The sequence below is a fragment of the Mycobacterium sp. NGS24 genome (assembly GCF_059813065.1).
In genome coordinates, this window is sequence record NZ_JCALDW010000017.1 from 96,545 (window position 1) to 117,623 (window position 21,079).

Below are 21,079 nucleotides of genomic sequence, written 5' to 3' on the forward strand. Positions count from 1 at the left end.
ACCGGTTATGCGGCCAACTCACCGTTGACCGCCGCTGCGGCGGCACGCTTGGATTGCCGCCACCCGCGCACGGCCGCGATGGCGGATTTCAGCCCGCGGCGGCGGCCGGTCGTCGGGTCGGTCCCGGTGAACTCCGGTTCCAGGCCGACGAACATCCGCTCGCTGCGGGTCTCCGGCGCGTTGTCGGCGTCGTCGCGCAGGTACTTGTCCGGCAACGACAGCTTGGCGATGGTGCGCCACGTCTTGCCGTACTGCACCAGGAACGACCCGGTGGTGTAGGGCAGGTCGTACTTGTCGCAGATCTCGCTGACGCGCAGCGAGATCTCGTGCAGCCGGTTGCTGGGCAGGTCGGGATACAGGTGGTGCTCGATCTGGTGGCACAGGTTGCCGCTCATGAAGCGCAGCAACCAGCCACCCTCGAAGTTGGCGCTACCCAGCATCTGCCGCAGGTACCACTGGCCCTTGGTCTCGCCGACCATGTCCGTCTTGGTGAACTTCTCGGCGCCGTCGGGGAAGTGCCCGCAGAAGATGACGGCGTTGGCCCACACGTTGCGAATCACGTTCGCCGTCGCGTTCGCCTTCAGCGTCGAGGTGTAGGTCGCGCCGGGCGACAGCGAGGTGAGCGCTGGGAACGCGAGGTAGTCCTTGAGCACCTGGCGACCTGCCTTGGCCAGGAATTCGTCGATGCGCTGGCGGGCCTCGCCGTGCTCCATTCGCTTCTTGACGATTTTGCCGATTTCCACGTGCTGCAGGCCGACACCCCATTCGAACAGCAGCGCGAGCAAGGTGTTGTAGACGAGATTCATCAGGTTGAAGCGCTTCCAGCGCTGGTCACGGGTGACCCGCAGCAGGCCGTAGCCGACGTCGTCGTCCATACCCAGGATGTTGGTGTACTTGTGGTGCACGAAATTGTGCGTGTAGCGCCAGTGCTTGGACGACCCGCTCATGTCCCACTCCCAGGTCGAGGAGTGGATCTCCGGGTCGTTCATCCAGTCCCACTGGCCGTGCATGACGTTGTGGCCGATCTCCATGTTCTCGATGATCTTGGCCACACCGAGCGTGGCGGTGCCCGCCCACCATGCCGACCGCCGTTTGCTGGCGGCCAGCATCACCCGCCCGGCCACTTCGAGCGCGCGTTGCGCGGCGATGGTGCGACGGATATAGCGGGCGTCGCGCTGCCCGCGCGAGTCTTCGATGTCCTGGCGGATGGCATCGAGTTCGAAAGCCAGGTTTTCGATGTCGGCGTCGGTCAGATGTGCGAATTCTTCGACGTCGGTGATCGCCATAAGTTCTCCCTGCGTCTGTTGTGCTTAGGGCGTACCCGGGCCTACGCAATAGTAACCTACGACTCCGTAGGTTACCTGTCGGTAACTCTAGATATCGACCACGCAGTCGCCGGATGCGGCCGACACGCAGGTCTGGACGCGATGGCCCGGATCGTGCTCGACGCCGGTGCGCAGGTCACGGACGTGCCCGTCCAGCAACTCCACCACGCACGACTGACAGATGCCCATGCGGCAGCCGAACGGCATCTGCACGCCGGCACCTTCCCCGGCATCCATCACCGACGTCGCCGCATCGGCGGCGACACTCTTGCCGCTGCGGGCGAAGGTCACGGTCCCACCCGCTCCCGCCGGCGCGGCCCTGGACACCGCGAACCGCTCCAGGTGCAGCCGATCACCGACGCCGGCCGCCGACCACGCCTTCTCGGCCTGGCTGAGCATGCCCTCGGGGCCGCAGGCCCAGGTGTGCCGGTCGCGCCAGTCCGGTACCTCGTCGTCGAGCCGGGACAGGTCGAGCCGGCCCCGCGAGCGGGTCTCGCGCACGGACAGGCGATAGCCGGGATGATCGTCGGCCAACCCGGCCAACTCGTCGGCGAACATCACGTCGGAGCCGGTGGGCGCCGAATGCAGGTGTGCGACATCGGTGATCTGGTCGCGGCGCACCAACGTGCGCAGCATCGACATCACCGGCGTGATCCCGGACCCGGCGGTGAGGAAGAGGATGGACGACGGCGCCGGATCCGGCAGCACGAAGTTGCCCTGCGGTGCGGCCAGTCGCACGATGGTTCCCGGTTCGACACCGGCCACCAGGTGGGTGGACAGGAAGCCTTCCGGCATGGCCTTGACGGTGATCGTGATCGTCCGGGCCGAATCGGAACCCGCGGCCGGACTCGAGGTGAGCGAATACGACCGCCAGCGCCAACGCCCGTCGACCAGCAGCCCGATGCCGATGTACTGGCCCGGCTGGTAGTCGAAACTGAAGCCCCACCCCGGCTTGATGACCAGGGTGGCCGAATCCTCGGTCTCGCGGCGGACTTCCAGGATGCGGCCGCGGAGCTCGCGAGCCGACCACAGCGGGTTGGCCAGGTGCAGGTAGTCGTCGGGCAGCAGCGGGGTGGTGATGCGCGCGGCCAGTTGGCGCAGCGCGTGCCAGCCGGGATGCTGCTCGGCCCCGGCAACGCTCGCCCGGGTGGTGTTGACGACCCTGGCGGTGAGCGCCGCGTGCTTTGTGCTCATGAAAAGAAGCTCCTGCTCGTGCTCCGGCCGCGTCTGACCCAACCTACGGTACCGTAAGTTACGGTACCGTAGCCAGAGCGGCGTCACAGTAGCTCGAGCAGGAACGGGAGCTCCTGGTTGGCGTACCAGGCCAGATCATGATCCTGGGCGTCGCCGACGGTCAGCTCGGCATCCTCGTCCCCGAGATCGGCGGCATCGATCACGGCCATCGCCGCCCTGACGGCCGGCTCCGCGTCCGCATTGTCCACATATGCCGCGATTACCCGTTCCAGCCGAATCGACCCGTCGATCCTGACGACCGCGTCGTCCAGATCGGGACGGAAGGCCACCTCATCCACGTCGGCCTCCAGCACCACCCGGCGCAGCGGCAGCGCGCCGTCCTCCGCAGCGGCCAACAGCCGCAGCGAGGCCAGCGCCGCTTCGCGCAGCGCCACCTCGGCAAGCTCGTCGTCGTCGCCCTCGGCATAGGACTCGCGCAACGCCGGGGTGACCGCAAAGGCGGTGCCGTTGACCGGACGCAACGACCCGCCGGCGACGAGCTGCTGCAGCATGCCCAGGGTCGCCGGGATGTGGACCCGTGTCATGACATCAGAGTCGCCACGTGGTCGGTGACGAACTTCTGCAGCTCACGCGCCGGCCGCTGGTAGTTGCCGGTCACCACGGGACGGTCCGGCAGGGTGACCTTCGGGATTTCCACCTCCGAGTAGTTCACGGTCGAGAGCAGGTGGGCCATCATGTTCAGCCGTGCATGCTTCTTGATGTCGGATTCCACCACGTACCAGGGACTGACCGGGGTATCGGTATGCACCATCATCTCGTCCTTGGCGCGCGAGTAGTCCTCCCACCGGTACACCGATTCCAGATCCATCGGGGACAGCTTCCATTGCCGCACAGGGTCATTGAGCCTGGCCTTGAACCGGCGCAACTGTTCGGTATCCGACACCGAGAACCAGTACTTGCGCAACAGGATCCCGTCGTCGATCAGCATCTGCTCGAAGATCGGGGTCTGCCGCAGGAACAGCGCATGCTCGTGCGGTGTGCAGAATCCCATCACCTTTTCGATGCCGGCGCGGTTGTACCACGAGCGGTCGAACAGCACGATTTCGCCTTTGGTGGGCAGATGGGCGATGTAGCGCTGGTAATACCACTGTCCGCGTTCCCGGCCGGTCGGCACCGGCAGCGCGGCGACGTGGGCGATGCGGGGGCTGAGGTATTCGGTGATCCGCTTGATCGCACCGCCTTTGCCCGCGGCGTCGCGGCCTTCGAAGATCACCACCAGCCGGGCACCGGTGTGCCGCACCCATTCCTGCAATTTCACGAATTCGGTTTGCAGCCTGAACAATTCGGCTTCGTAGATGTCGTTGGGGATCTTCTGCACGGTGGGTGCGGCCGACTTCTTCTTCTTCGTCTTCGGCGACGCGCCGGCCTTGTTCGGGGTGCTCACATCAACGGATGTTATCGGTACCCGCCGATTCCGGCCGAAACTAGCGGGAAGCGCCCAGCAGCTCGTCCAGCGACTGCTGCAACAACCCCGGCAGCAGGTCCACGTCGCTCATCGCGTCGCGGTCGGCGTTGATGCCGAAGTAGAGCATGCCGTTGTAGGACGTGACGCTGATGGCCAGCGCCTGGTTGTGCAACAGCGGCGGCACCGCATAGGTCTCCAGCAGCTTCGTGCCGGCGATGTACATCTGCGACTGGGCGCCGGGGGCGTTGGTGATCAGCAGGTTGAACGGTTGGCGCGACAGCGTCGGGAAACTGGTCGCCACCCGGATGCCCATTGCGTGCAGCGTCGGCGGCGCGAAACCGGACAGCGTGACGATGGTGCGGGCGTCCACCAGGCTGGCGGCCGTCGGGTTCGATTCGGTGGCGTGCGCGATCTGGGAGAGCCGGACCACCGCGTTGCCCTCCCCCACCGGCAGATCCACCAGGAACGGGGTCACTTCGCTCATCGCCTGGCCCGGTCCGGACGGGTCGAGCTGGTCGTCGGGATACACCGACAGCGGCGCCATCGCCCGCACCACCGCGGTCTGCGTCACGGCTTCACCGCGCGACATCAACCAGTTGCTCAGGGCACCGGCTATCACCGCCAGCACCACATCGTTGATGTCGCATTCGTAGCGGGCCCGCACCGTCCGGTAGTCGTCGAGCTTGCCCCGGGCGACGGTGAAGCGGCGATTGCGGGACACGGTGGCGTTGAGCGGGCTGCTGGGCGCGGTGCCACGTGCCACGGTGCGCGCGACGTCGAAAACCCGGCGGGCAGAGTCGACGAGCTGACCGGAATTGGTCACCAGCCCCGCGACCGCGGAGCCGACGGCCTGCAATTGGGTACCGGGACCCACCAGCCACTCCCCGATGGCACCCAGCACCAACCGGCTGTGCCCCGGGTCGCGTTCCGGCACCCAGATGTCTTCGGGGAACGGCGGTGCCCGACGCGTCCGGTCGGCGATCACGTGGTTGATCTCCAGGGCGCCCATGCCGTTGATCAACGCCTGGTGCGACTTGGTGTAGAGCGCGAGGCGGTTCTTGGCCAGGCCCTCGACCAGGTACATCTCCCACAGCGGCCGCGACTTGTCCAGCGGCCGGGCAGCCAGGCGGGCGATGAGTTCATGCAGTTGTTCGTCGCTGCCCGGCGACGGCAGGGCCGAGCGCCGAATGTGATACGTGATGTCGAAATCGGCGTCGTCGATCCAGACCGGCCGGGCCATGCCGACCTTGACCTCGCGCACCTTCTGCCGGTAGCGCGGTATCTGCGGCAAGCGCTTCTCGACGGTGGCCAGCAATGTCTCGTAGCTCAGACCCGATCGCGGCCGGCGCAGGATCGACAGCGACCCGACATACATCGGGGTCGCGGTGTTCTCCAGTCGATAGAACGACGCGTCCGCGGTGGACAACCGGGTCACCATTGCCGCAACGCCCTCCTGTTTCGCATTCTGGATATCAGGTCACGCTATCGGCTGGCGGGCGTCTGCGCCGAGCGGGCCTGTGGATGAGGACCGACGAGTGAATACCCAACGGCCCGACCGTCTGACACTCTTCAGGCGCTGCTCGGTCACAAGCGTCTGGAGATGCCCCATTGCCCACTGTCGCCGTCACACCGGTGATCGACTACGAACCCCCGACCCGCGGCCTCCCGCGGTGTGGACCATCATCGCACGCGCCGCCGCGGCCGGCCCGTCCGCGCCCGCAGCGCCAGCCGGACGGCGTGCCGCTGGACGCGCAGATGCGTCAGGCCGCGGTGTTCGCCGACGCCGCGCTGCGTCGGGTGCTCGAAGTCATCGACCGGCGCCGCCCGGCTGGGCAGCTGCGTGCGGTGCTGACACCGGATCTGGTCGACGCCGTACAGGCGGTGAGCCGCACGGTTACCGGACAGGCCGGCGCCGCGGTGCTGCGCAAGATGCGGCTACAGCCCACCGGGGGCTCCGCGGCCGAGGTGTTCGGCTGCTACAGCCGTGGGGAACGGCTGCACGCGATCGCCGGTCGGGTGGAACGGGTGTCCGCGCCGGGACAGTGGCTGGTGGTCGCCCTGCAGATCGGCTGACCGGGCCACCCGTGAGAGTCAGTGCCGGGCAACAACTTTTCCGGATGCTCAGCGCTTCTTCACCGACTTGGGCGGCTTGGCACCGCGTCCCTGCTGGCGCGCAGCAGCCCGCCGTTCCCGACGGCTGCCGCCACTCGCGGCGCCGGCGGTCGTCTTGGCCGCCGCACCACCGTTGCGCTGCACCTGCGCCGACCCGTCCTCCGACGGACCTGAATAGGTCAGCGCGGGTCGGTCGTCGTCGTTGTCGATTCCCTTGGCCCGCAACGTGCTCACCGGTTCCTTGACGGCCGGCGCCGGTTGGCCCGCAGCTTCGTCCGCGGCCTCCGGGCTGCCCAGAGTCGCCAAGCCCTCCGGCGCGTCGACCGGGGTCAGTTCGACCTGCGGGGCGGGCACCGCCTCCACGCTGACGTTGAACAGGAAACCGACCGACTCCTCTTTCATGCCGTCGAGCATGGCCATGAACATGTCGTAACCCTCGCGCTGGTATTCCACCAGCGGGTCGCGTTGAGCCATCGCGCGCAGGCCGATGCCCTCCTTGAGGTAGTCCATCTCGTAGAGGTGCTCGCGCCACTTGCGGTCGATGACGTTGAGCAGCACGTTGCGCTCCAGCTGGCGCATAGCGCCCTCGCCGGCTAGCTGTTCCAGCTCGGCTTCCCTTGCCGCATAACACTTTTCCGCATCGGCGAGCAGCGCCTCGAGCAGTTCTTCGCGGGTCAGGTCGTCGCGGTCGGAGTCGTCGTCGGGGTGCATCAGCGACTCATGGTCGATGCCCACCGGGTAGAGCGTCTTGAGCGCGGTCCACAACGCGTCGAGGTCCCAGTCCTCGGCGTAGCCCTCGCTGGTGGCACCGTCCACGTACGCGGTGATGACGTCGGTCAGCATCTCCTTCGCCTGCTCCTGCAGGTTCTCGCCCTCCAGAATCCGCTTTCGTTCGGCGTAGATGACCTTGCGCTGCTGGTTCATCACCTCGTCGTACTTCAGCACGTTCTTGCGCATCTCGAAGTTCTGCTGCTCAACCTGGGTCTGGGCGCTCTTGATCGCCCGGGTGACCATCTTGGCTTCGATCGGCACGTCGTCGGGCAGGTTCAACCGGGTCAGCAGGCTCTCCAGCGCCGCGCCGTTGAACCGGCGCATCAACTCGTCGCCCAACGACAGGTAGAAGCGCGACTCCCCGGGGTCACCCTGCCGACCGGACCGACCACGCAGCTGGTTGTCGATGCGCCGCGACTCGTGGCGTTCGGTGCCCAGCACGTAGAGACCACCGGCCTCGATGACTTCCTTGGCCTCTGTGGAGGCTTCCTCCTTGACCTTCGGCAGCTCCTGGTGCCAGGCCTCTTCGTACTCCTCAGGCGTCTCGATGGGGTCCAGGCCGCGCTCGCGCAGCCGCTTGTCGGTGAGGAAGTCGACGTTGCCGCCCAGCACGATGTCGGTACCGCGGCCGGCCATGTTGGTGGCCACGGTGATGCCGCCGCGCCGGCCCGCCTCGGCGATGATGCCCGCTTCCTGCTCGTGGTACTTGGCGTTGAGCACGTTGTGCGGGATGCGCCGCTTGGTGAACTGGCGAGACAGGTATTCCGAGCGTTCCACGCTGGTGGTGCCGATCAGCACCGGCTGACCCTTCTCGTAGCGTTCGGAGACGTCGTCGACCACCGCGATGTACTTGGCCTCTTCGGTCTTGTAGATCAGGTCGCCCTGGTCCTCGCGGATCATCGGCTTGTTCGTCGGGATCGGGACCACGCCCAACTTGTAGATCTCGTGCAGCTCGGCCGCCTCGGTCTGGGCGGTACCGGTCATGCCGGCGAGCTTGTCGTACAGCCGGAAGTAGTTCTGCAGCGTGATGGTGGCCAGCGTCTGGTTCTCGGCCTTGATCTCGACATGCTCCTTGGCCTCGATGGCCTGGTGCATGCCCTCGTTGTAGCGCCGGCCGACCAGCACCCGGCCGGTGAACTCGTCGACGATCAGCACCTCGCCGTTGCGGACGATGTAGTCCTTGTCGCGGTTGAACAGCTCCTTGGCCTTCAACGCGTTGTTGAGGTAGCTGACCAGCGGCGAGTTGGCCGCCTCGTACAAGTTGTCGATGCCGAGCTGGTCCTCGACGAACTCCACGCCCTTCTCGTGCACACCGATGGTGCGCTTGCGCAGGTCCACCTCGTAGTGGGTGTCCTTCTGCATCAACGGCGCCAGCCGCGCGAACTCGGTGTACCAGTTGGAGGCGCCGTCGGCCGGACCGGAAATGATCAGCGGGGTCCGGGCCTCGTCGATCAGGATGGAGTCGACCTCGTCGACGATGGCGAAATTGTGCCCGCGCTGCACCAGGTCGTCGAGCGAGTGGGCCATGTTGTCACGCAGGTAGTCGAAGCCGAACTCGTTGTTGGTGCCGTAGGTGATGTCGGCGTTGTAGGCGACGCGGCGCTCCTCGGGCGTCATCTGCGCCAGGATCACCCCGACCTCCAGGCCCAGGAAACGGTGCACCCGGCCCATCCACTCGCTGTCGCGTTTGGCCAGGTAGTCGTTGACGGTGACGACGTGCACACCCTTGCCCGCCAGCGCGTTCAGGTACGCCGGCAACACGCAGGTCAGCGTCTTGCCTTCCCCGGTCTTCATCTCCGCGACGTTGCCCAGGTGCAGCGCGGCCGCGCCCATCACCTGCACGTCGAACGGCCGCTGGTCGAGCACCCGCCACGCGGCTTCGCGGGCCACCGCGAACGCTTCGGGCAGCAGATCCTCGAGGGTCTCGTCTTTGTCCAGACGCTTCCTGAACTCGTCGGTCTTGGCCTTCAATTCGGCGTCGGTGAGTTTCTCCACGTCGTCGGACAACGTGTTGACATAGTCGGCGACCTTCTTGAGGCGCTTGACCATGCGGCCTTCACCGAGGCGCAGCAATCGCGACAGCACAGCTTGTTCCCCTATTGGGTGGGAGTCGTTCGTCTTGAGCGACCCCCATCCTAGGTGACGGGGTGATCAGGCCAATCTGATCAGGCCGTAGTCGTAGGCGTGCCGTCGGTACACCACGGAGGGTCGCTCGGTCTCCTTGTCGAAGAACAAGAAGAAGTCGTGCCCGACGAGCTCCATCTCGTACAACGCGTCGTCGACCGTCATCGGCGTGGCCGGGTGCTCCTTGGTGCGCACCACCCGACCCGGCAGGTGCTCGATGGGTTCGGGATCGACGCCGTCGTGGTCGTGCGGCTCGGCCGGAGCCGAGTTGAAGGCGTTTTCCGGCGGCACTACCGCGGTGGCCTCGGCCAGCGACACCGGGGTCTTGTCGCCGTAGTGCACCTTGCGGCGGTCCTTGCCGCGCCGCAGCCGGCTCTCCAGTTTGACGACCGCGGATTCCAGTGCGGCGTAGAAGCTGTCGGCACAGGCCTCACCGCGCACCGCCGGGCCGCGGCCGCGGGCGGTGATCTCCACGCGCTGACATGCCTTGCGCTGGCGGCGGTTGCGTTCGTGGTCGAGTTCAACATCGAACAGGTAGATGGACTTGTCGAACCGCTCGCAGCGGGCGAGTTTCTGTGACACGTAAAGGCGGAAATGGTCGGGGATCTCAACGTTGCGGCCCTCGAACACGATCTCGGCAGTGGCGGTCGGTTCGGCCTGGTCTTCAGTTCCTGCAGAATCAGCCTTGTCCAGAACCTGCTGGGAATCCACGGAAAGCCTTGACATTCTTGACAACTCGTTTCTCTTTTCACGTCACACGCACTCTGCGTGCCCGGCACTCAGCTACGCGCCGACGGGGTTAGAACGGTTCTGGAGAAGCCACCGTCGCAGGCTGCCCGCCGGAGCTAGAAGTCGAATACTCACCTCCTCCCGCGGGTGTTGCTCAACCTGGCAATACAGCGACTGTGAGTCGGGAATCTGCTTTCGACGTTAGCCCGTGTTCGCCTTACCGTGCCACCCAATTCGCAGACCTGTTGCGAGTTCTTCACGTTCGCCCTGCGGTGACGCCCGGCGCAGCGGTCAGGCCGCCGCGACAGCCAGCACCGCCACCACCGCAACCCCGGCCGCCTGCAGCACCCGAACGGACTCGGCCGCGGTGGCCCCGGTGGTGACGACATCGTCGATGAGCAACACCTCACCGCGCGGTGGCGGCACACGCAACACCACGCGGCCGGCGATGTTGTGTTCCCGCGCCGAGGTGCCCAGGCCCACCGAGTCGCGCACCAGCGCCCGCAGCCGCAACACCTCGGCGACGCGGATGCCGGGATGACCGGCCACCGCCACCCTGGCCAGCCGGGCGACCGGGTCGCCGCCGCGCCGGCGGGCCGCCGACCGCCGCGTCGGCGCGGGGACCACCGTCACCGGGATGTCCACCATCCCCCAGCTCAGCAGCCGGTGCACCGCGACGGCCAGCGCGTACGCCAACGGTGCCACCAGATCGCGGCGGCCGCGCTCCTTGAGCGCCAGGATGGCCTGCCGCCGGGCACCGCGGTACCGGCCCAGCGCGAACACCGGCACCCCGGGGTCCACGCGGGGGCTCACCACCACGGGCTCCCCCGCCGACACCGCCAGCTCGCGGGCACACCCGTCGCACCAGCGCACCGCGGGGGCCCCGCACCCGCCGCACTGCAGCGGCAGCATCAGATCAAGCATGGTCCCAGTGTGGCGCCGAAGACTGACATGTTCGGACGGAGACCGAGCTGTAACCAAACCCTGACCGACTTACCAACGCGCGCTTACCCGTTCGCCGGTGTCGCGCATCCTACGATCCGACCGACAACACAGCAGCAACCAATCGGGAGTGCGCGATGCGGGCGGCAATTCGGTCTCTGTTCGTGGCGATCGGGATTTCCGCGACGGTGTTCACCAGTCCGGCCGGCGTCACGCTGACGGCGGTCAGCACACCGCACAGCGTGTTCGACATCGCCTCGGTGCTACCGGCACGCGGGGCGGTGGTGGGTGTCGCACACCCGGTGGTGGTCACCTTCGGGCATCCCGTCACCGATCGCCAGGCCGCGCAGCGCGCGTTGGACGTGACGGCGACCCCGGCGATGACGGGACGGTTCGAATGGGTCGACAGCCGGGTCGTGCAGTGGGTTCCGGACCGATACTGGCCGGCGCACAGCACCATCGCGCTGTCGGTGGGCGGGCTGCGCACCGAGTTCGCCACCGGACCGAAGGTGGTCGGTGTTGCCGACATCGCGAATCACACCTTCACCGTGCGCATCGACGGCGTCGAGACGGGACCCCCGCCACCGCGGCCGGCACCGCACCACCGGCCGCATTTCGGTGAGGACGGGGTGCTGCCGGCTTCGATGGGCAGACCCGAGTTCGCGACCCCGGTCGGCAACTACACCGTGCTCGCCAAAGACCGCTCGGTGCTGATGGATTCGAGTTCGGTGGGCATCCCGGTCGACGACCCCGACGGCTACCAACTCAAAGTCGACTACGCGGTGCGCATCACCAGCCGCGGTCTGTTCGTGCACTCGGCTCCGTGGGCGGTCCAGTCGATGGGATTGGACAATGTCAGTCACGGCTGCATCAGCCTGAGCCCGGCCGACGCCGAGTGGTACTACGACACCGTCAACGTCGGCGACCCGGTGATCGTGCAGGCGGGCGAGGTCAGGGAAGAAAAGGTCGCCGACACCGTGCGCCAGCTCAAACCGTCGTAACCGTCACCGGGTCGGACCGGCGATGGCAGCGCACCCGGTCGCCGTCAGGGTCGACCCGGTCAGCACAGCGGAGATCGGCTGTTCCTGGGCGAGGGCCACCGGCACCGGCGGGCCCGGCAACACCACCGGATCGGCGGCCAGCGCCGGCGGTGCACTCGTGGGCACCCCCTTGCCCGCACCCGCGGCCTTGCTCAGCGGTGCGGCCGCCAGACCGTCGGCGGGCAGCGCGCCCGCCCCGGCGATCGGCACGATCGGCGCGACCGGCAGCGGCGGCGCGACAGGCGCGAGCGGCACCGCGGGTACGACCGGCGCCAGCGGCACCGGTGCTGCGACGGGGCCCGGCAACGCCATCGGCGCTACCGGCGCGGCCGCCGCGAGCTGGTCGACGCAGCCCGCGCCGCCCGTTCGCAGCGGGGTGGCGGCACCGTCGGGACTCAACGCCAGCGCAGCCCCGCACAGGCCCGCGCTGACCGCAACCGCAACGCTGAAACGCTCCAAGTGCCGCAACGCCGTATCCCCTCATCAATGCCCGCTTCTGCGTGACGATTTCGAACGGTATCGGCGCATACGATCCGGGCAAACACGCGTTGCCGAACCGATACGGAGCTCGTGCCGTGCCGTGATCCGGCCGTTCCCGGCCGGAGATCCGTCCGCTAGTCGGAGCCCCACCACAGCGAGGGCCAGCTGAAGCTGAACGCGCCCTGGCTGAGCCGGGTGAGCAGTTCCTCGAGCGCGCGCAGCGGCAACTGCATCCGCCATTCCGGCAGCAACCCGGACACCTGCAGGGTGTCCGAGGAGAGCTCGACGCCGGTGATCATCAGACCGAGCGGCAGCTCGGGCAACGGCACCTGGTAGGCGGGCGTTCGCACCGGCAGCTTCCACCGGTGCCGGCCGGTCACCACCGCACGCGGCCGCAGCCACAGCGTGCGGCCCGTGACGTCGGCGTCGACCTCCAGCCCGCCCCAGGCCGGCTGCCGGGCCCACCGCAGGCGGGCCGTGCCGTCCTTGCCCAACTCGCTGCGCAGCTGTGGAGCCACCTGCCGCAGCACTCCGTCCAAAACCTCCTCGGAAAGCGCCGTCGACAGGTTTGCCGGAGCCGCCACCACCAGCGGCGGGACACCCGGGCGGATGTGCACGTTGCGCAGCACGGCGACGGCGCTCTGCAGCCGGTTCTCGTCCCATCTGATGTCGCGTGCGGCCACCCGGACCTCGCCCAATTGGCCGACCGGCAGGCCCTGCGGGTCCAGCTCCGACTCCAGTTCGGTCACCGTCAGCACCACGTCGTGATCACCGATGCGAACGGTCACCTCGTTGCCGACGAGCAGTTGCTGCAACGTCGCCAACAGCGTCCGGTAGGGCACCGCGGCCGCCTGCGCGGCACCGGCGCCCACCGACGGCAGGCCCGTCGACGACCACAACGAAGTCAGCGCCTCCAACGCGCGGAACGCTTCATCCCAACGCAGGAACGGAACCTTCGGCATCGCCTCAAAAGCTATGGCAGGGCGCTCAACCCGGCAATACCGGGGCGGCTCCGCCGACCATCAGACCGGCCACCTCCGTCCAACCCTGCTGGTTCTCGGCGGCCGAAGCCGAGTACATCAGCACCCCCTGCGGCCCGGCGACGTACACCGCGGAAGGGTTGGCGGCGATCGCGAACAGCGGGATCTGCAGGCCGCGCGACGGCGCGTCGGAGTTCACCCCGTCGAGGTTGACGTAGGACACCGGGTGCGTGGCGTCGTTGCGGGTCACCACGACGTCGTCGCTCGTTCGCCAGTACAGCGACACCACCGAGGTGCCCAGACCGAAGCCGAGCCGGCGCGGATAGGTCAGCGCGAACTGGCCGGCCTGGGTCTGCTCGACACCGGCCAGGATCACCTGTCCGTCGATCACCATCGCCGCACGGGTGCCGTCGCGGGACAGCTGCAGGTCGGTGATCGGTCCCGGGAAGCGGGCCGAGACCGCGGTGGAATCCACCGGGATGCGGGCCGGCTGACCGGACGCCGGCTCCTGAATGGCGCGCAGCACGATGTTGGCGTCGACCACCACCCACACCGCGTCGTCCAGCGACCAGCTCGGGCGGGTCAGGTTGTGCCCGTCGGCGGACTGCACCGCCTCACCGCCGAGGTCACCGATCCACAGCGACGCGGCCATGTCCGGTGCGCCGCGACGCAGCGTCACCACCGAGGCGACCTGGTGACCGTTGCGCGACAGCGCAGCACCGGTCTGATCGCCCATCCGGCCGAACGCGCCGGCCAGTGGGGCGATGTGCTGCCCGTCCAGGGCCACCATCGAGCCGTTGATCAGGGCATGCAGCCCCGCGCCGGCGCCGTCGGCGACCCCGGGATCGGTGGCCGCGACGTCGGAGGTGGTCCAACCCTGGGCGAACCTGTCCTCGAGCGGGGCGCCGTCGGCGTTGATCACATACGGACCGCGGATGTCGGCCCGGGCCAGCGTCCAGATGATCTGCGCGGCAAGCAATTGCCTGCTGTGCGGATCGGTGGTGGCCAGCTTCTCCAGATCGACCCGGGCGCCGCCGTAACCTTTGCCGATGCCGCTCTTGCCGCCGTCGGCGCGGGTCACCGGTCCGCGCAACCGCAACGGCGGGGCCAACAGGTTGCGCACCGTGTGCGCCATCTCCGGGCGCGGTCCGGCCAGCAGCTTGGAGACCAGTTCGGTGGCCAGCTGGTCGTGGTCGGACACCGCGACGTAGCGCGGGTCGGGCACCACGGTCTTGCCGGTGGGGTCGGCGAAGTACAGGGTGTTGCGCTTGTAGGTGGCCTGGAACTGCTGCCAGTCCAGGAAAACGCCGTTGGGCAGCTTGTCGATGCGCCAGCCGCCCGAGGTCTTGACCAACTCGATCGGACCCGGGTCCGGCAGCTTGCCCTCCGCGGTCTCGAACACCCCGATGTCGGACAGCGAGCCCAGGATGTCGGCCCGCATATTAGCCGAAACCCGTTCGGCGCCGCGGGTTTCGACGAAAACCACATGGTCGATCAGCAGGGCGCTGCCGGCGTCGTCCCAGCCGTTGGACGCCGACTGGGTGAGGAACTGCCGCGCCGCCAGGTGCCGGTTGGACGGGTCGGCGGTGGCCTTGAGGAATTCGCGCAACAGCACGTCGGGATCCATGCCCGGGGTGGGTTTGGGCAGGTTCGACGGCGCCGGACGGTCCACCGTGCCGATGGCCTGCGGCGCCGACGAGCTGGGCACACTTGCGCAACCGGCGAGTAGCAGAGCCGCCAAGACGAGCATCAGCAGTCCCCGCATCAACCGCTCCACTCCGCGTGCTCACGGTGCCGGGTGATCGGTTGCGGGCCGGTCGGGGTGAGCGGCTGCGCCGTCGGCTGCCCGCTGGTCTGCGGGATCGGTTTCATCGGCAACGGGCTGGTGGTCACTTTGTGCCCCCGCACCAGGGGCAGGGTCAGCCGGAAACACGCGCCCTCGCCGGGCTCCCCCCAGGCCTCCAGCCGGCCCTGGTGCAGGCGCGCATCCTCGATGCTGATCGCCAGGCCGAGCCCGGTGCCGCCGGAACGGCGCACCCGCGACGGGTCGGAGCGCCAGAACCGGCTGAACACCAGCTTCTCCTCGCCGGGCCGCAACCCGACGCCGTAGTCGCGCACGGTGACGGCGACGGTGTCCTCGTCAGCCGCCATCCGGATGCGCACCGGCTTGCGCTCGGCGTGGTCGATCGCATTCGCGATCAGGTTGCGCAGGATCCGTTCCACCCGGCGGGCGTCGACCTCGGCGATCACGCCTTCGGTGGGCATGTCCACCAGCAGCTCGATGCCGGCTTCCTCGGCCAGGTGGCCGACGTTGCCCAGGGCGCTGTTGACGGTGGTGCGCAGATCGACGGCCTCGACGGACAACTCGGCGACACCGGCGTCGTGCCGGGAGATTTCCAGCAGGTCGTTGAGCAGGCTCTCGAACCGGTCCAGCTCGTTGACCATCAACTCGGTGGATCGTCGCAACGCCGGATCGAGGTCGTCGGCGTGGTCGTAGATCAGGTCCGCAGCCATGCGCACCGTGGTCAGCGGGGTGCGCAGTTCGTGGCTGACATCGGAGGTGAAGCGGCGTTGCAGGTTGCCGAACTCCTCGAGCTGGGTGATCTGGCGGGACAGGCTCTCGGCCATGTCGTTGAAGGACAGCGCCAGCCGGGCCATGTCGTCTTCGCCGCGCACCGGCATCCGTTCGGACAGGTGCCCCTCGGCGAAGCGCTCGGCGATCCGCGATGCCGAGCGCACCGGATTGACCACCTGCCGGGAAACCAGCAGCGCGATGCCGGCCAGCAGGACCAGCAGCACCACACCGCCGGTCGCCATCGTGCTGCGCACCAGCGAGATGGTGGCCTGCTCGGAGGCCAGCGGGAAGATCAGGTACAACTCCAGGTTGGCCACCCGCGACGACGTCGGACTGCCGACGATCAGCGCCGGCCCGGAGAAGCCCTCGGTGTGCACGGTCGCGTACTGGTATGCGGCCTGGCCCGCCTTGACGAAGCCGCGCAACGCGCTGGGCACCTGATCGACCGGCCCGGCGGTGGACGCCGCGCGCGGCCCGTCGCCGGGCACCATCAGCGCCGCGTCGAAGGCACCGGCCAGCCCCGCGCCGGAGGCGGGGTCGGTCTTCGATGTCAGCGTGTTGCGCGCGAGCTGCAGGCTGCTGTCCAGCGAGCGGGTCTCCTCACCGTTGACGATGCCGGTGACGGTGTTGCGGGCGCGCTCGATCTGATCGATCGCGGCTTTGACCTTGATGTCGAGGACCCGGTTGGTGACCTGGCTGGTCAACACGAAACCCAGCGCCAGGATGACCGCCAGCGACAGGCCGATGGTCAGCGCCACCACGCGCAGCTGCAGCGACCGGCGCCAGACGACGGCAACGGCGCGACTGACGGCGCTCATGCCCCGCGGCAGGGGACCCGAACGCCCCCAACGACCTCGACTACGTCGCGGTGAGCGCCAGATCACGCGTAACGCTCACTCATCGCGCGGGATCACGGAGGTCCGGCCTTGTATCCCACTCCTCGAACGGTCAAAACCACTGTCGGGTTTTCGGGGTCTTTCTCGACCTTGGCGCGCAGGCGCTGGACGTGCACGTTCACCAGGCGGGTGTCCGCCGGGTGCCGGTATCCCCACACCTGTTCGAGCAGCACATCACGAGTAAACACCTGGCGCGGTTTGCGCGCCAACGCGACCAGCAGGTCGAACTCCAGCGGCGTCAGCGAGATCTGCTCGCCGTTGCGGGTGACCTTGTGCGCCGGCACGTCGATGTCGACGTCGGCGATGGACAGCATCTCGGCGGGCTCGTCGTCGTTGCGGCGCAGCCGCGCCCGCACCCGCGCGACCAGTTCCTTGGGCTTGAACGGCTTCATGATGTAGTCGTCGGCGCCGGATTCCAGGCCGAGCACCACGTCGACGGTGTCGGTCTTGGCGGTCAGCATGACGATCGGCACACCGGAGTCGGCCCGCAGCACCCGACACACGTCGATGCCGTTCATGCCCGGCAGCATCAAGTCCAACAGCACCAGATCGGGGCGCAACTCGCGCACCGCGGTCAGGGCCTGAGTACCGTCGCCGATGACCGCGGTGTCGAAACCCTCCCCACGCAACACGATGGTGAGCATCTCGGCCAGCGAAGCGTCGTCGTCGACGACGAGAATCCTTTGCCTCATGGTGTCCATGGTGTCACCAGATCAGGACAAAACCGTCGCACCACACGGGCGTTTCGTGATTGATAAGCGCAAATGGCGCCCAAAATGCACTATTCGGCCACCACAGTGGCGGCCAGACCGTCCGGATCGACGTCCGCGTCCACGACCCGCCACCGCCCGCACCAGTGCGCGGCCGCCAGTTCGGCGTAGACCGCACCGGTGCGTCGCTGCAGTCCGTCGTCGCGTTCGTAGCTGTCGCGGGCCCGGCCCGGGTCGCTCGCGGCGCGGCTGCGCGCCCGCTGGTCGGCGAGTTCGGCCGGCACCGCGAGCAGGATCTGCCAGTCCGGCGCGGGCAGCGCCAGCCGGCGGTATTCGAGCTGTTGCACCCACGCCGCGGCCGGGCCGGACGCACCCTGGTGCAACCGCGCCGCGCTGTAGGCGGCGTTGGAGGCCACGTAGCGATCCAGGATCACCACGTCGTGCTGCTGCCCGAGCCGCGCGATCTCGTCGATCGCGCCGGCCCGGTCCAGGGCGAACAGCGTCGCCATCGCGTACACCGAGTCGGCGAGGTCGCCGTGCTGTCCGTGCAGCGCCTCGGCCGCGAGGTCGGCGGTGATCGACTGCCCGTAGCGCGGGAACGCCAAGGTGGTCACCGATTTGCCGGACGCCTCGAACGCCGTGCGCAGACCCTCGGTCAACGTCCGCTTGCCCGAGCCGTCGACGCCTTCGATCGCGATCAGCACGGCGCGAGCTTAACGCCTGCGCGTCACGCTGGCGTGACGCTCGACGTCCACAGCCACACTGGCGTGACGCTCGGCGGGCAGACGGGGGCCGGCGCGCGAGCTTAACGCCTGCGCGTCACGCTGGCGTGACGCTCGACCTCCACAGCCACACTGGCGTGACGCTCGGCGGGCAGACGGGGGCCGGCGCGCGAGCTTAACGCCTGCGCGTCACGCTGGCGTGACGCTCGACGTCCACAGCCACGCTGGCGTGACGCTCGGCGGGCAGACGGGGGCCGGCGCGCGAGCTTAACGCCTGCACGTCACGCTGGCGTGACGCTCGACGTCCACAGCCACGGTGGCGTGACGCTCGGCGGGCAGACGGGGGCAACGCCGGGCCCGCCGCCGCTCAGTAGCGGTAGTGGTCCGGCTTGTAGGGGCCCTCGACGTCCACGCCGAGGTATTCGGCCTGCTCCTTGGTCAGCTTGGTGAGCTTGCCGCCGAGCGCCTCGACGTGGATGCGGGCCACCTTCTCGTCAAGGTGCTTGGGCAGCCGGTACACCTCGTTGTCGTACTCGTCATTCTTGGTCCACAGCTCGATCTGCGCGATCGTCTGGTTGGCGAAGCTGTTACTCATCACGAAGGACGGGTGCCCGGTCGCGTTGCCCAGGTTCAGCAGCCGGCCCTCGGACAGCACGATGACCGAACGACCGGTGTCGCCGAAGGTCCACAGGTCGACCTGCGGCTTGATGTTGGTCTTGGTGGCCCCGGAGCGCTCCAGGCCGGCCATGTCGATCTCGTTGTCGAAGTGACCGATGTTGCCCAGGATGGAATGGTCCTTCATCGCCTTGATGTGCTCGAGCATGATGATGTCTTTGTTGCCGGTCGAGGTGATCACGATGTCGGCGTTGCCGATGGCGTCCTCGACGGTCACCACGTCGTAGCCCTCCATCAGCGCCTGCAGGGCGTTGATCGGGTCGATCTCAGTGACCGAGACGCGCGCGCCCTGGCCCTTGGCGGCCTCCGCGCAGCCCTTGCCGACGTCGCCGAAGCCGCAGATCAGCACGTTCTTGCCGCCGATCAGCGCGTCGGTGCCACGGTTGATGCCGTCCAGCAGCGAGTGCCGGGTGCCGTACTTGTTGTCGAACTTGGACTTGGTCACCGAGTCGTTGACGTTGATGGCCGGGAAGGCCAGGTCGCCGGCGGCGGCGAACTGGTAGAGGCGCAGCACCCCGGTGGTGGTCTCCTCGGTGACGCCCTTGACCGACTCGGCGATCTTGGTCCACTTACCCTTGTCGGTCTCGAACCGGTTGCGCAGGACGTTGAGGAAGACCTTCCACTCCGCGGAGTCGTCCTCTTCGGCGGGCGGCACCACGCCGGCCTTCTCGTACTGCATTCCGCGCAGCACCATCATGGTGGCGTCGCCGCCGTCGTCCAGGATCATGTTCGCCGGCTTGTCCTCGTCCGGCCAGGTGAGCATCTGCTCGGCGGCCCACCAGTACTCCTCGAGCGTCTCGCCCTTCCACGCGAAGACCGGGACACCCTTGGGCTCCTCCGGGGTGCCGTGCGGGCCGACGACGACGGCCGCGGCCGCGTGGTCCTGGGTGGAGAAGATGTTGCAGGAGGCCCACCGGACTTCGGCACCCAGCGAGGTCAGCGTCTCGATCAGCACCGCGGTCTGCACGGTCATGTGCAGCGATCCCGAGATCCGGGCCCCCTTCAGCGGCTGGACATCGGCGTACTCGCGGCGCAGCGACATCAGCCCGGGCATCTCGTGCTCGGCGATGCGCAGTTCTTTACGGCCGAAATCCGCCAGCGACAGGTCGGCAACCTTGAAATCGATGCCGTTGAGGACGTCGGGGGTCAGCGAATTTTCGGTCGTGGTCATGGTCGTGTTTCATCCTTACTCAGGGCTTACGGGGACTGATGGAATAAACCGGGCGGCTACTGCGCCCGAGGTATGGTCCTCAGTCACTGTAGCCGCCCGGCGGGAGCCCTCAGGAAACGGCACTCACCCCGTGACGCTCGCCGAACGGCGTCAACAGCCGGGCCAGGTCCGCTGCGACGTCGTGGTCGGACTCCGGTGGCATCGACACGTAGCTCAGGCACAGCCGCACGATGGCGCGGGAGAGCACCTGCGCGTCGTCGTCGCTGGTGGCCAACCAGGTCTGGGTGAACGCCGTCGACAACCGGGCCGAGGCCCGGGTGATGATGGGCGCGCTGTCGGTGGTGATGAGCTGTAGCAGGTCCGGCTTGGCCACGCCGGTCAGCAGCGAGATCACCAGCGGGTCGGCGGCCGACTCGGTGAAGAAGGCCCGAAAACCCTGCAGAAACGACTCGTAGATGTTGCCGACGTTGGCGTCCAGGGCAGCTCGGACGGTGTCGACCAGCCGGTCGGCCAGACGCAGGGCGTACCCCTGGGCCAGGCCCTGGCGGGAGCCGAACTCGTTGTAGATGGTCTGCCGGCTGATGCCGGCGGCCCGGGCCACGTCCGAGAGCGTGATGGCCGACCAGTCGCGGGTCAGCAGCAGGTCCCGCATCGCGTCCAGCACCGACTCCCGCAGCAGGGCGCGAGATGCCTCGGCGTAGGGAATCCGCTTCACAGGCGCGACAATAGCCGTATTCGTCGCGACATTGGTGCCGATCATGACCGGGCCACCTCCACCATCACGAAGTCGGCTTTGGCTGCACCGCAGTCCGGGCAACTCCAGTCTTCGGGGATGTCCGCCCAGCGGGTGCCCGGCTCGATGCCGTCCTCCGGCCAGCCCAGCTCCTCGTCGTACTCGAAACCGCACTGGACGCACTGGTAGAGCTTGTAGTCGTTCATGTCACTTTCCTCCTATCTCGATGAAGTCGGGCTTTTCGCGGACGGCGCAGTCCGGGCAGGTCCAGTCCTCGGGAATCTGCTCCCAGGGCGTGCCGGCCGGAAAGCCTTCGCGGGCATCGCCTTTGGTCTCGTTGTAGCGGTAATCGCACACCGGACACTGGTAGGTGGCGGTCACTAGGGCACCATGCTTTCGGCGGATGTCTGATGGGCGTTCGTTGAAGGGACTCGG

20 protein-coding genes are annotated in these 21,079 nt (G+C 67.9%); 2 read left to right on the forward strand and 18 right to left on the reverse strand.

All coding sequences use genetic code 11. The features are described 5' to 3' along the window. Positions 1 to 5: 5 nt before the first annotated feature. The 5 genes from AC5Y6Y_RS19915 to AC5Y6Y_RS19935 form a co-directional block, all read right to left on the reverse strand. Complete coding sequence (locus AC5Y6Y_RS19915; RefSeq protein WP_473139243.1) at positions 6 to 1,286, reverse strand: fatty acid desaturase family protein; 1,281 nt, start codon at positions 1,284 to 1,286, stop codon at positions 6 to 8. 87 nt (positions 1,287 to 1,373) lie between these two features. After that, positions 1,374 to 2,519: a ferredoxin reductase gene (locus AC5Y6Y_RS19920; protein WP_463828259.1), complete on the reverse strand. Its 1,146-nt coding sequence runs from the start codon at positions 2,517 to 2,519 to the stop codon at positions 1,374 to 1,376. Between the two features lie 83 nt (positions 2,520 to 2,602). Then, positions 2,603 to 3,103, reverse strand: a complete 501-nt coding sequence (locus AC5Y6Y_RS19925) for a DUF6912 family protein (RefSeq protein WP_473139244.1) — start codon at positions 3,101 to 3,103, stop codon at positions 2,603 to 2,605. Further along, positions 3,100 to 3,963 (reverse strand): polyphosphate kinase 2, encoded by an 864-nt coding sequence (ppk2, locus tag AC5Y6Y_RS19930; protein WP_463828261.1) that lies wholly within the window; start codon positions 3,961 to 3,963, stop codon positions 3,100 to 3,102. Before ppk2 ends, AC5Y6Y_RS19925 begins: the two co-directional genes overlap by 4 nt. A gap of 40 nt (positions 3,964 to 4,003) precedes the next feature. After that, entirely contained in the window at positions 4,004 to 5,422 is a 1,419-nt protein-coding gene (locus tag AC5Y6Y_RS19935; protein WP_473139245.1) for a WS/DGAT/MGAT family O-acyltransferase, read from the reverse strand. 170 nt (positions 5,423 to 5,592) lie between these two features. Here AC5Y6Y_RS19935 and AC5Y6Y_RS19940 point away from each other — a divergent pair, with 170 nt between their 5' ends. Continuing rightward, a complete protein-coding gene (locus tag AC5Y6Y_RS19940; RefSeq protein WP_463828263.1) occupies positions 5,593 to 6,057 on the forward strand; it encodes an Rv3235 family protein in 465 nt (154 codons plus the stop codon). A 48-nt stretch (positions 6,058 to 6,105) separates the two neighbouring features. Here AC5Y6Y_RS19940 and secA read toward each other — a convergent pair whose 3' ends face one another. The 3 genes from secA to AC5Y6Y_RS19955 form a co-directional block, all read right to left on the reverse strand. Next, entirely contained in the window at positions 6,106 to 8,952 is a 2,847-nt protein-coding gene (gene secA / locus AC5Y6Y_RS19945; protein ID WP_463828264.1) for a preprotein translocase subunit SecA, read from the reverse strand. A gap of 66 nt (positions 8,953 to 9,018) precedes the next feature. Next, the gene (hpf, locus tag AC5Y6Y_RS19950) at positions 9,019 to 9,702 is read right to left on the reverse strand and encodes a ribosome hibernation-promoting factor, HPF/YfiA family (RefSeq protein ID WP_463828352.1); all 684 of its coding nucleotides are present in this window, start codon (positions 9,700 to 9,702) and stop codon (positions 9,019 to 9,021) included. Positions 9,703 to 10,011: 309 nt separating this feature from the next. Then, entirely contained in the window at positions 10,012 to 10,644 is a 633-nt protein-coding gene (locus AC5Y6Y_RS19955) for a ComF family protein (protein WP_473139246.1), read from the reverse strand. 155 nt (positions 10,645 to 10,799) lie between these two features. On the opposite strand from AC5Y6Y_RS19955, the gene AC5Y6Y_RS19960 reads away from it, so the two are divergent. Continuing rightward, positions 10,800 to 11,663: a L,D-transpeptidase gene (locus tag AC5Y6Y_RS19960; protein ID WP_463828266.1), complete on the forward strand. Its 864-nt coding sequence runs from the start codon at positions 10,800 to 10,802 to the stop codon at positions 11,661 to 11,663. 3 nt (positions 11,664 to 11,666) lie between these two features. On the opposite strand, the gene AC5Y6Y_RS19965 is transcribed toward AC5Y6Y_RS19960, so the two are convergent. The 10 genes from AC5Y6Y_RS19965 to AC5Y6Y_RS20010 all read right to left on the reverse strand — a co-directional run bounded on the left by AC5Y6Y_RS19965 (position 11,667) and on the right by AC5Y6Y_RS20010 (position 21,025). Beyond that, entirely contained in the window at positions 11,667 to 12,170 is a 504-nt protein-coding gene (locus AC5Y6Y_RS19965; RefSeq protein ID WP_463828267.1) for a hypothetical protein, read from the reverse strand. A gap of 146 nt (positions 12,171 to 12,316) precedes the next feature. After that, a complete protein-coding gene (locus tag AC5Y6Y_RS19970) occupies positions 12,317 to 13,144 on the reverse strand; it encodes an LmeA family phospholipid-binding protein (RefSeq protein WP_463828268.1) in 828 nt (275 codons plus the stop codon). Positions 13,145 to 13,169: 25 nt separating this feature from the next. Beyond that, complete coding sequence (gene lpqB / locus AC5Y6Y_RS19975; protein ID WP_473139289.1) at positions 13,170 to 14,912, reverse strand: MtrAB system accessory lipoprotein LpqB; 1,743 nt, start codon at positions 14,910 to 14,912, stop codon at positions 13,170 to 13,172. A 14-nt stretch (positions 14,913 to 14,926) separates the two neighbouring features. After that, a complete protein-coding gene (gene mtrB, locus AC5Y6Y_RS19980) occupies positions 14,927 to 16,621 on the reverse strand; it encodes an MtrAB system histidine kinase MtrB (RefSeq protein WP_473139247.1) in 1,695 nt (564 codons plus the stop codon). A 26-nt stretch (positions 16,622 to 16,647) separates the two neighbouring features. Further along, the gene (mtrA, locus tag AC5Y6Y_RS19985) at positions 16,648 to 17,334 is read right to left on the reverse strand and encodes a two-component system response regulator MtrA (protein WP_015354856.1); all 687 of its coding nucleotides are present in this window, start codon (positions 17,332 to 17,334) and stop codon (positions 16,648 to 16,650) included. An 80-nt stretch (positions 17,335 to 17,414) separates the two neighbouring features. After that, positions 17,415 to 18,047, reverse strand: a complete 633-nt coding sequence (locus tag AC5Y6Y_RS19990; protein ID WP_473139248.1) for a dTMP kinase — start codon at positions 18,045 to 18,047, stop codon at positions 17,415 to 17,417. Between the two features lie 385 nt (positions 18,048 to 18,432). Beyond that, positions 18,433 to 19,911: an adenosylhomocysteinase gene (gene ahcY, locus AC5Y6Y_RS19995; RefSeq protein ID WP_463828271.1), complete on the reverse strand. Its 1,479-nt coding sequence runs from the start codon at positions 19,909 to 19,911 to the stop codon at positions 18,433 to 18,435. Between the two features lie 109 nt (positions 19,912 to 20,020). After that, positions 20,021 to 20,671 carry a TetR family transcriptional regulator AlkX gene (gene alkX / locus AC5Y6Y_RS20000; protein ID WP_463828272.1) on the reverse strand — a complete coding sequence of 217 codons (651 nt, stop codon included), beginning with the start codon at positions 20,669 to 20,671 and terminating at the stop codon, positions 20,021 to 20,023. Further along, entirely contained in the window at positions 20,668 to 20,850 is a 183-nt protein-coding gene (locus AC5Y6Y_RS20005) for a rubredoxin (protein WP_463828273.1), read from the reverse strand. Before AC5Y6Y_RS20005 ends, alkX begins: the two co-directional genes overlap by 4 nt. Before the next feature lies 1 nt (position 20,851). After that, entirely contained in the window at positions 20,852 to 21,025 is a 174-nt protein-coding gene (locus AC5Y6Y_RS20010) for a rubredoxin (protein WP_463828274.1), read from the reverse strand. Positions 21,026 to 21,079 lie beyond the last annotated feature (54 nt).

Bases quoted from the DNA above. Each gene is read 5' to 3' on its own strand.
- mtrA (WP_015354856.1), bottom strand. From the start codon at position 17,334: ATGGACACCATGAGGCAAAGGATTCTCGTCGTCGACGACGACGCTTCG.
- AC5Y6Y_RS19960 (WP_463828266.1), top strand. From the start codon at position 10,800: ATGCGGGCGGCAATTCGGTCTCTGTTCGTGGCGATCGGGATTTCCGCG.
- alkX (WP_463828272.1), bottom strand. From the start codon at position 20,671: ATGATCGGCACCAATGTCGCGACGAATACGGCTATTGTCGCGCCTGTG.
- AC5Y6Y_RS19920 (WP_463828259.1), bottom strand. From the start codon at position 2,519: ATGAGCACAAAGCACGCGGCGCTCACCGCCAGGGTCGTCAACACCACC.
- AC5Y6Y_RS19935 (WP_473139245.1), bottom strand. From the start codon at position 5,422: ATGGTGACCCGGTTGTCCACCGCGGACGCGTCGTTCTATCGACTGGAG.
- AC5Y6Y_RS19925 (WP_473139244.1), bottom strand. From the start codon at position 3,103: ATGACACGGGTCCACATCCCGGCGACCCTGGGCATGCTGCAGCAGCTC.
- AC5Y6Y_RS20005 (WP_463828273.1), bottom strand. From the start codon at position 20,850: ATGAACGACTACAAGCTCTACCAGTGCGTCCAGTGCGGTTTCGAGTAC.
- AC5Y6Y_RS19955 (WP_473139246.1), bottom strand. From the start codon at position 10,644: ATGCTTGATCTGATGCTGCCGCTGCAGTGCGGCGGGTGCGGGGCCCCC.
- AC5Y6Y_RS19915 (WP_473139243.1), bottom strand. From the start codon at position 1,286: ATGGCGATCACCGACGTCGAAGAATTCGCACATCTGACCGACGCCGAC.
- AC5Y6Y_RS19970 (WP_463828268.1), bottom strand. From the start codon at position 13,144: ATGCCGAAGGTTCCGTTCCTGCGTTGGGATGAAGCGTTCCGCGCGTTG.
- ahcY (WP_463828271.1), bottom strand. From the start codon at position 19,911: ATGACCACGACCGAAAATTCGCTGACCCCCGACGTCCTCAACGGCATC.
- lpqB (WP_473139289.1), bottom strand. From the start codon at position 14,912: ATGCTCGTCTTGGCGGCTCTGCTACTCGCCGGTTGCGCAAGTGTGCCC.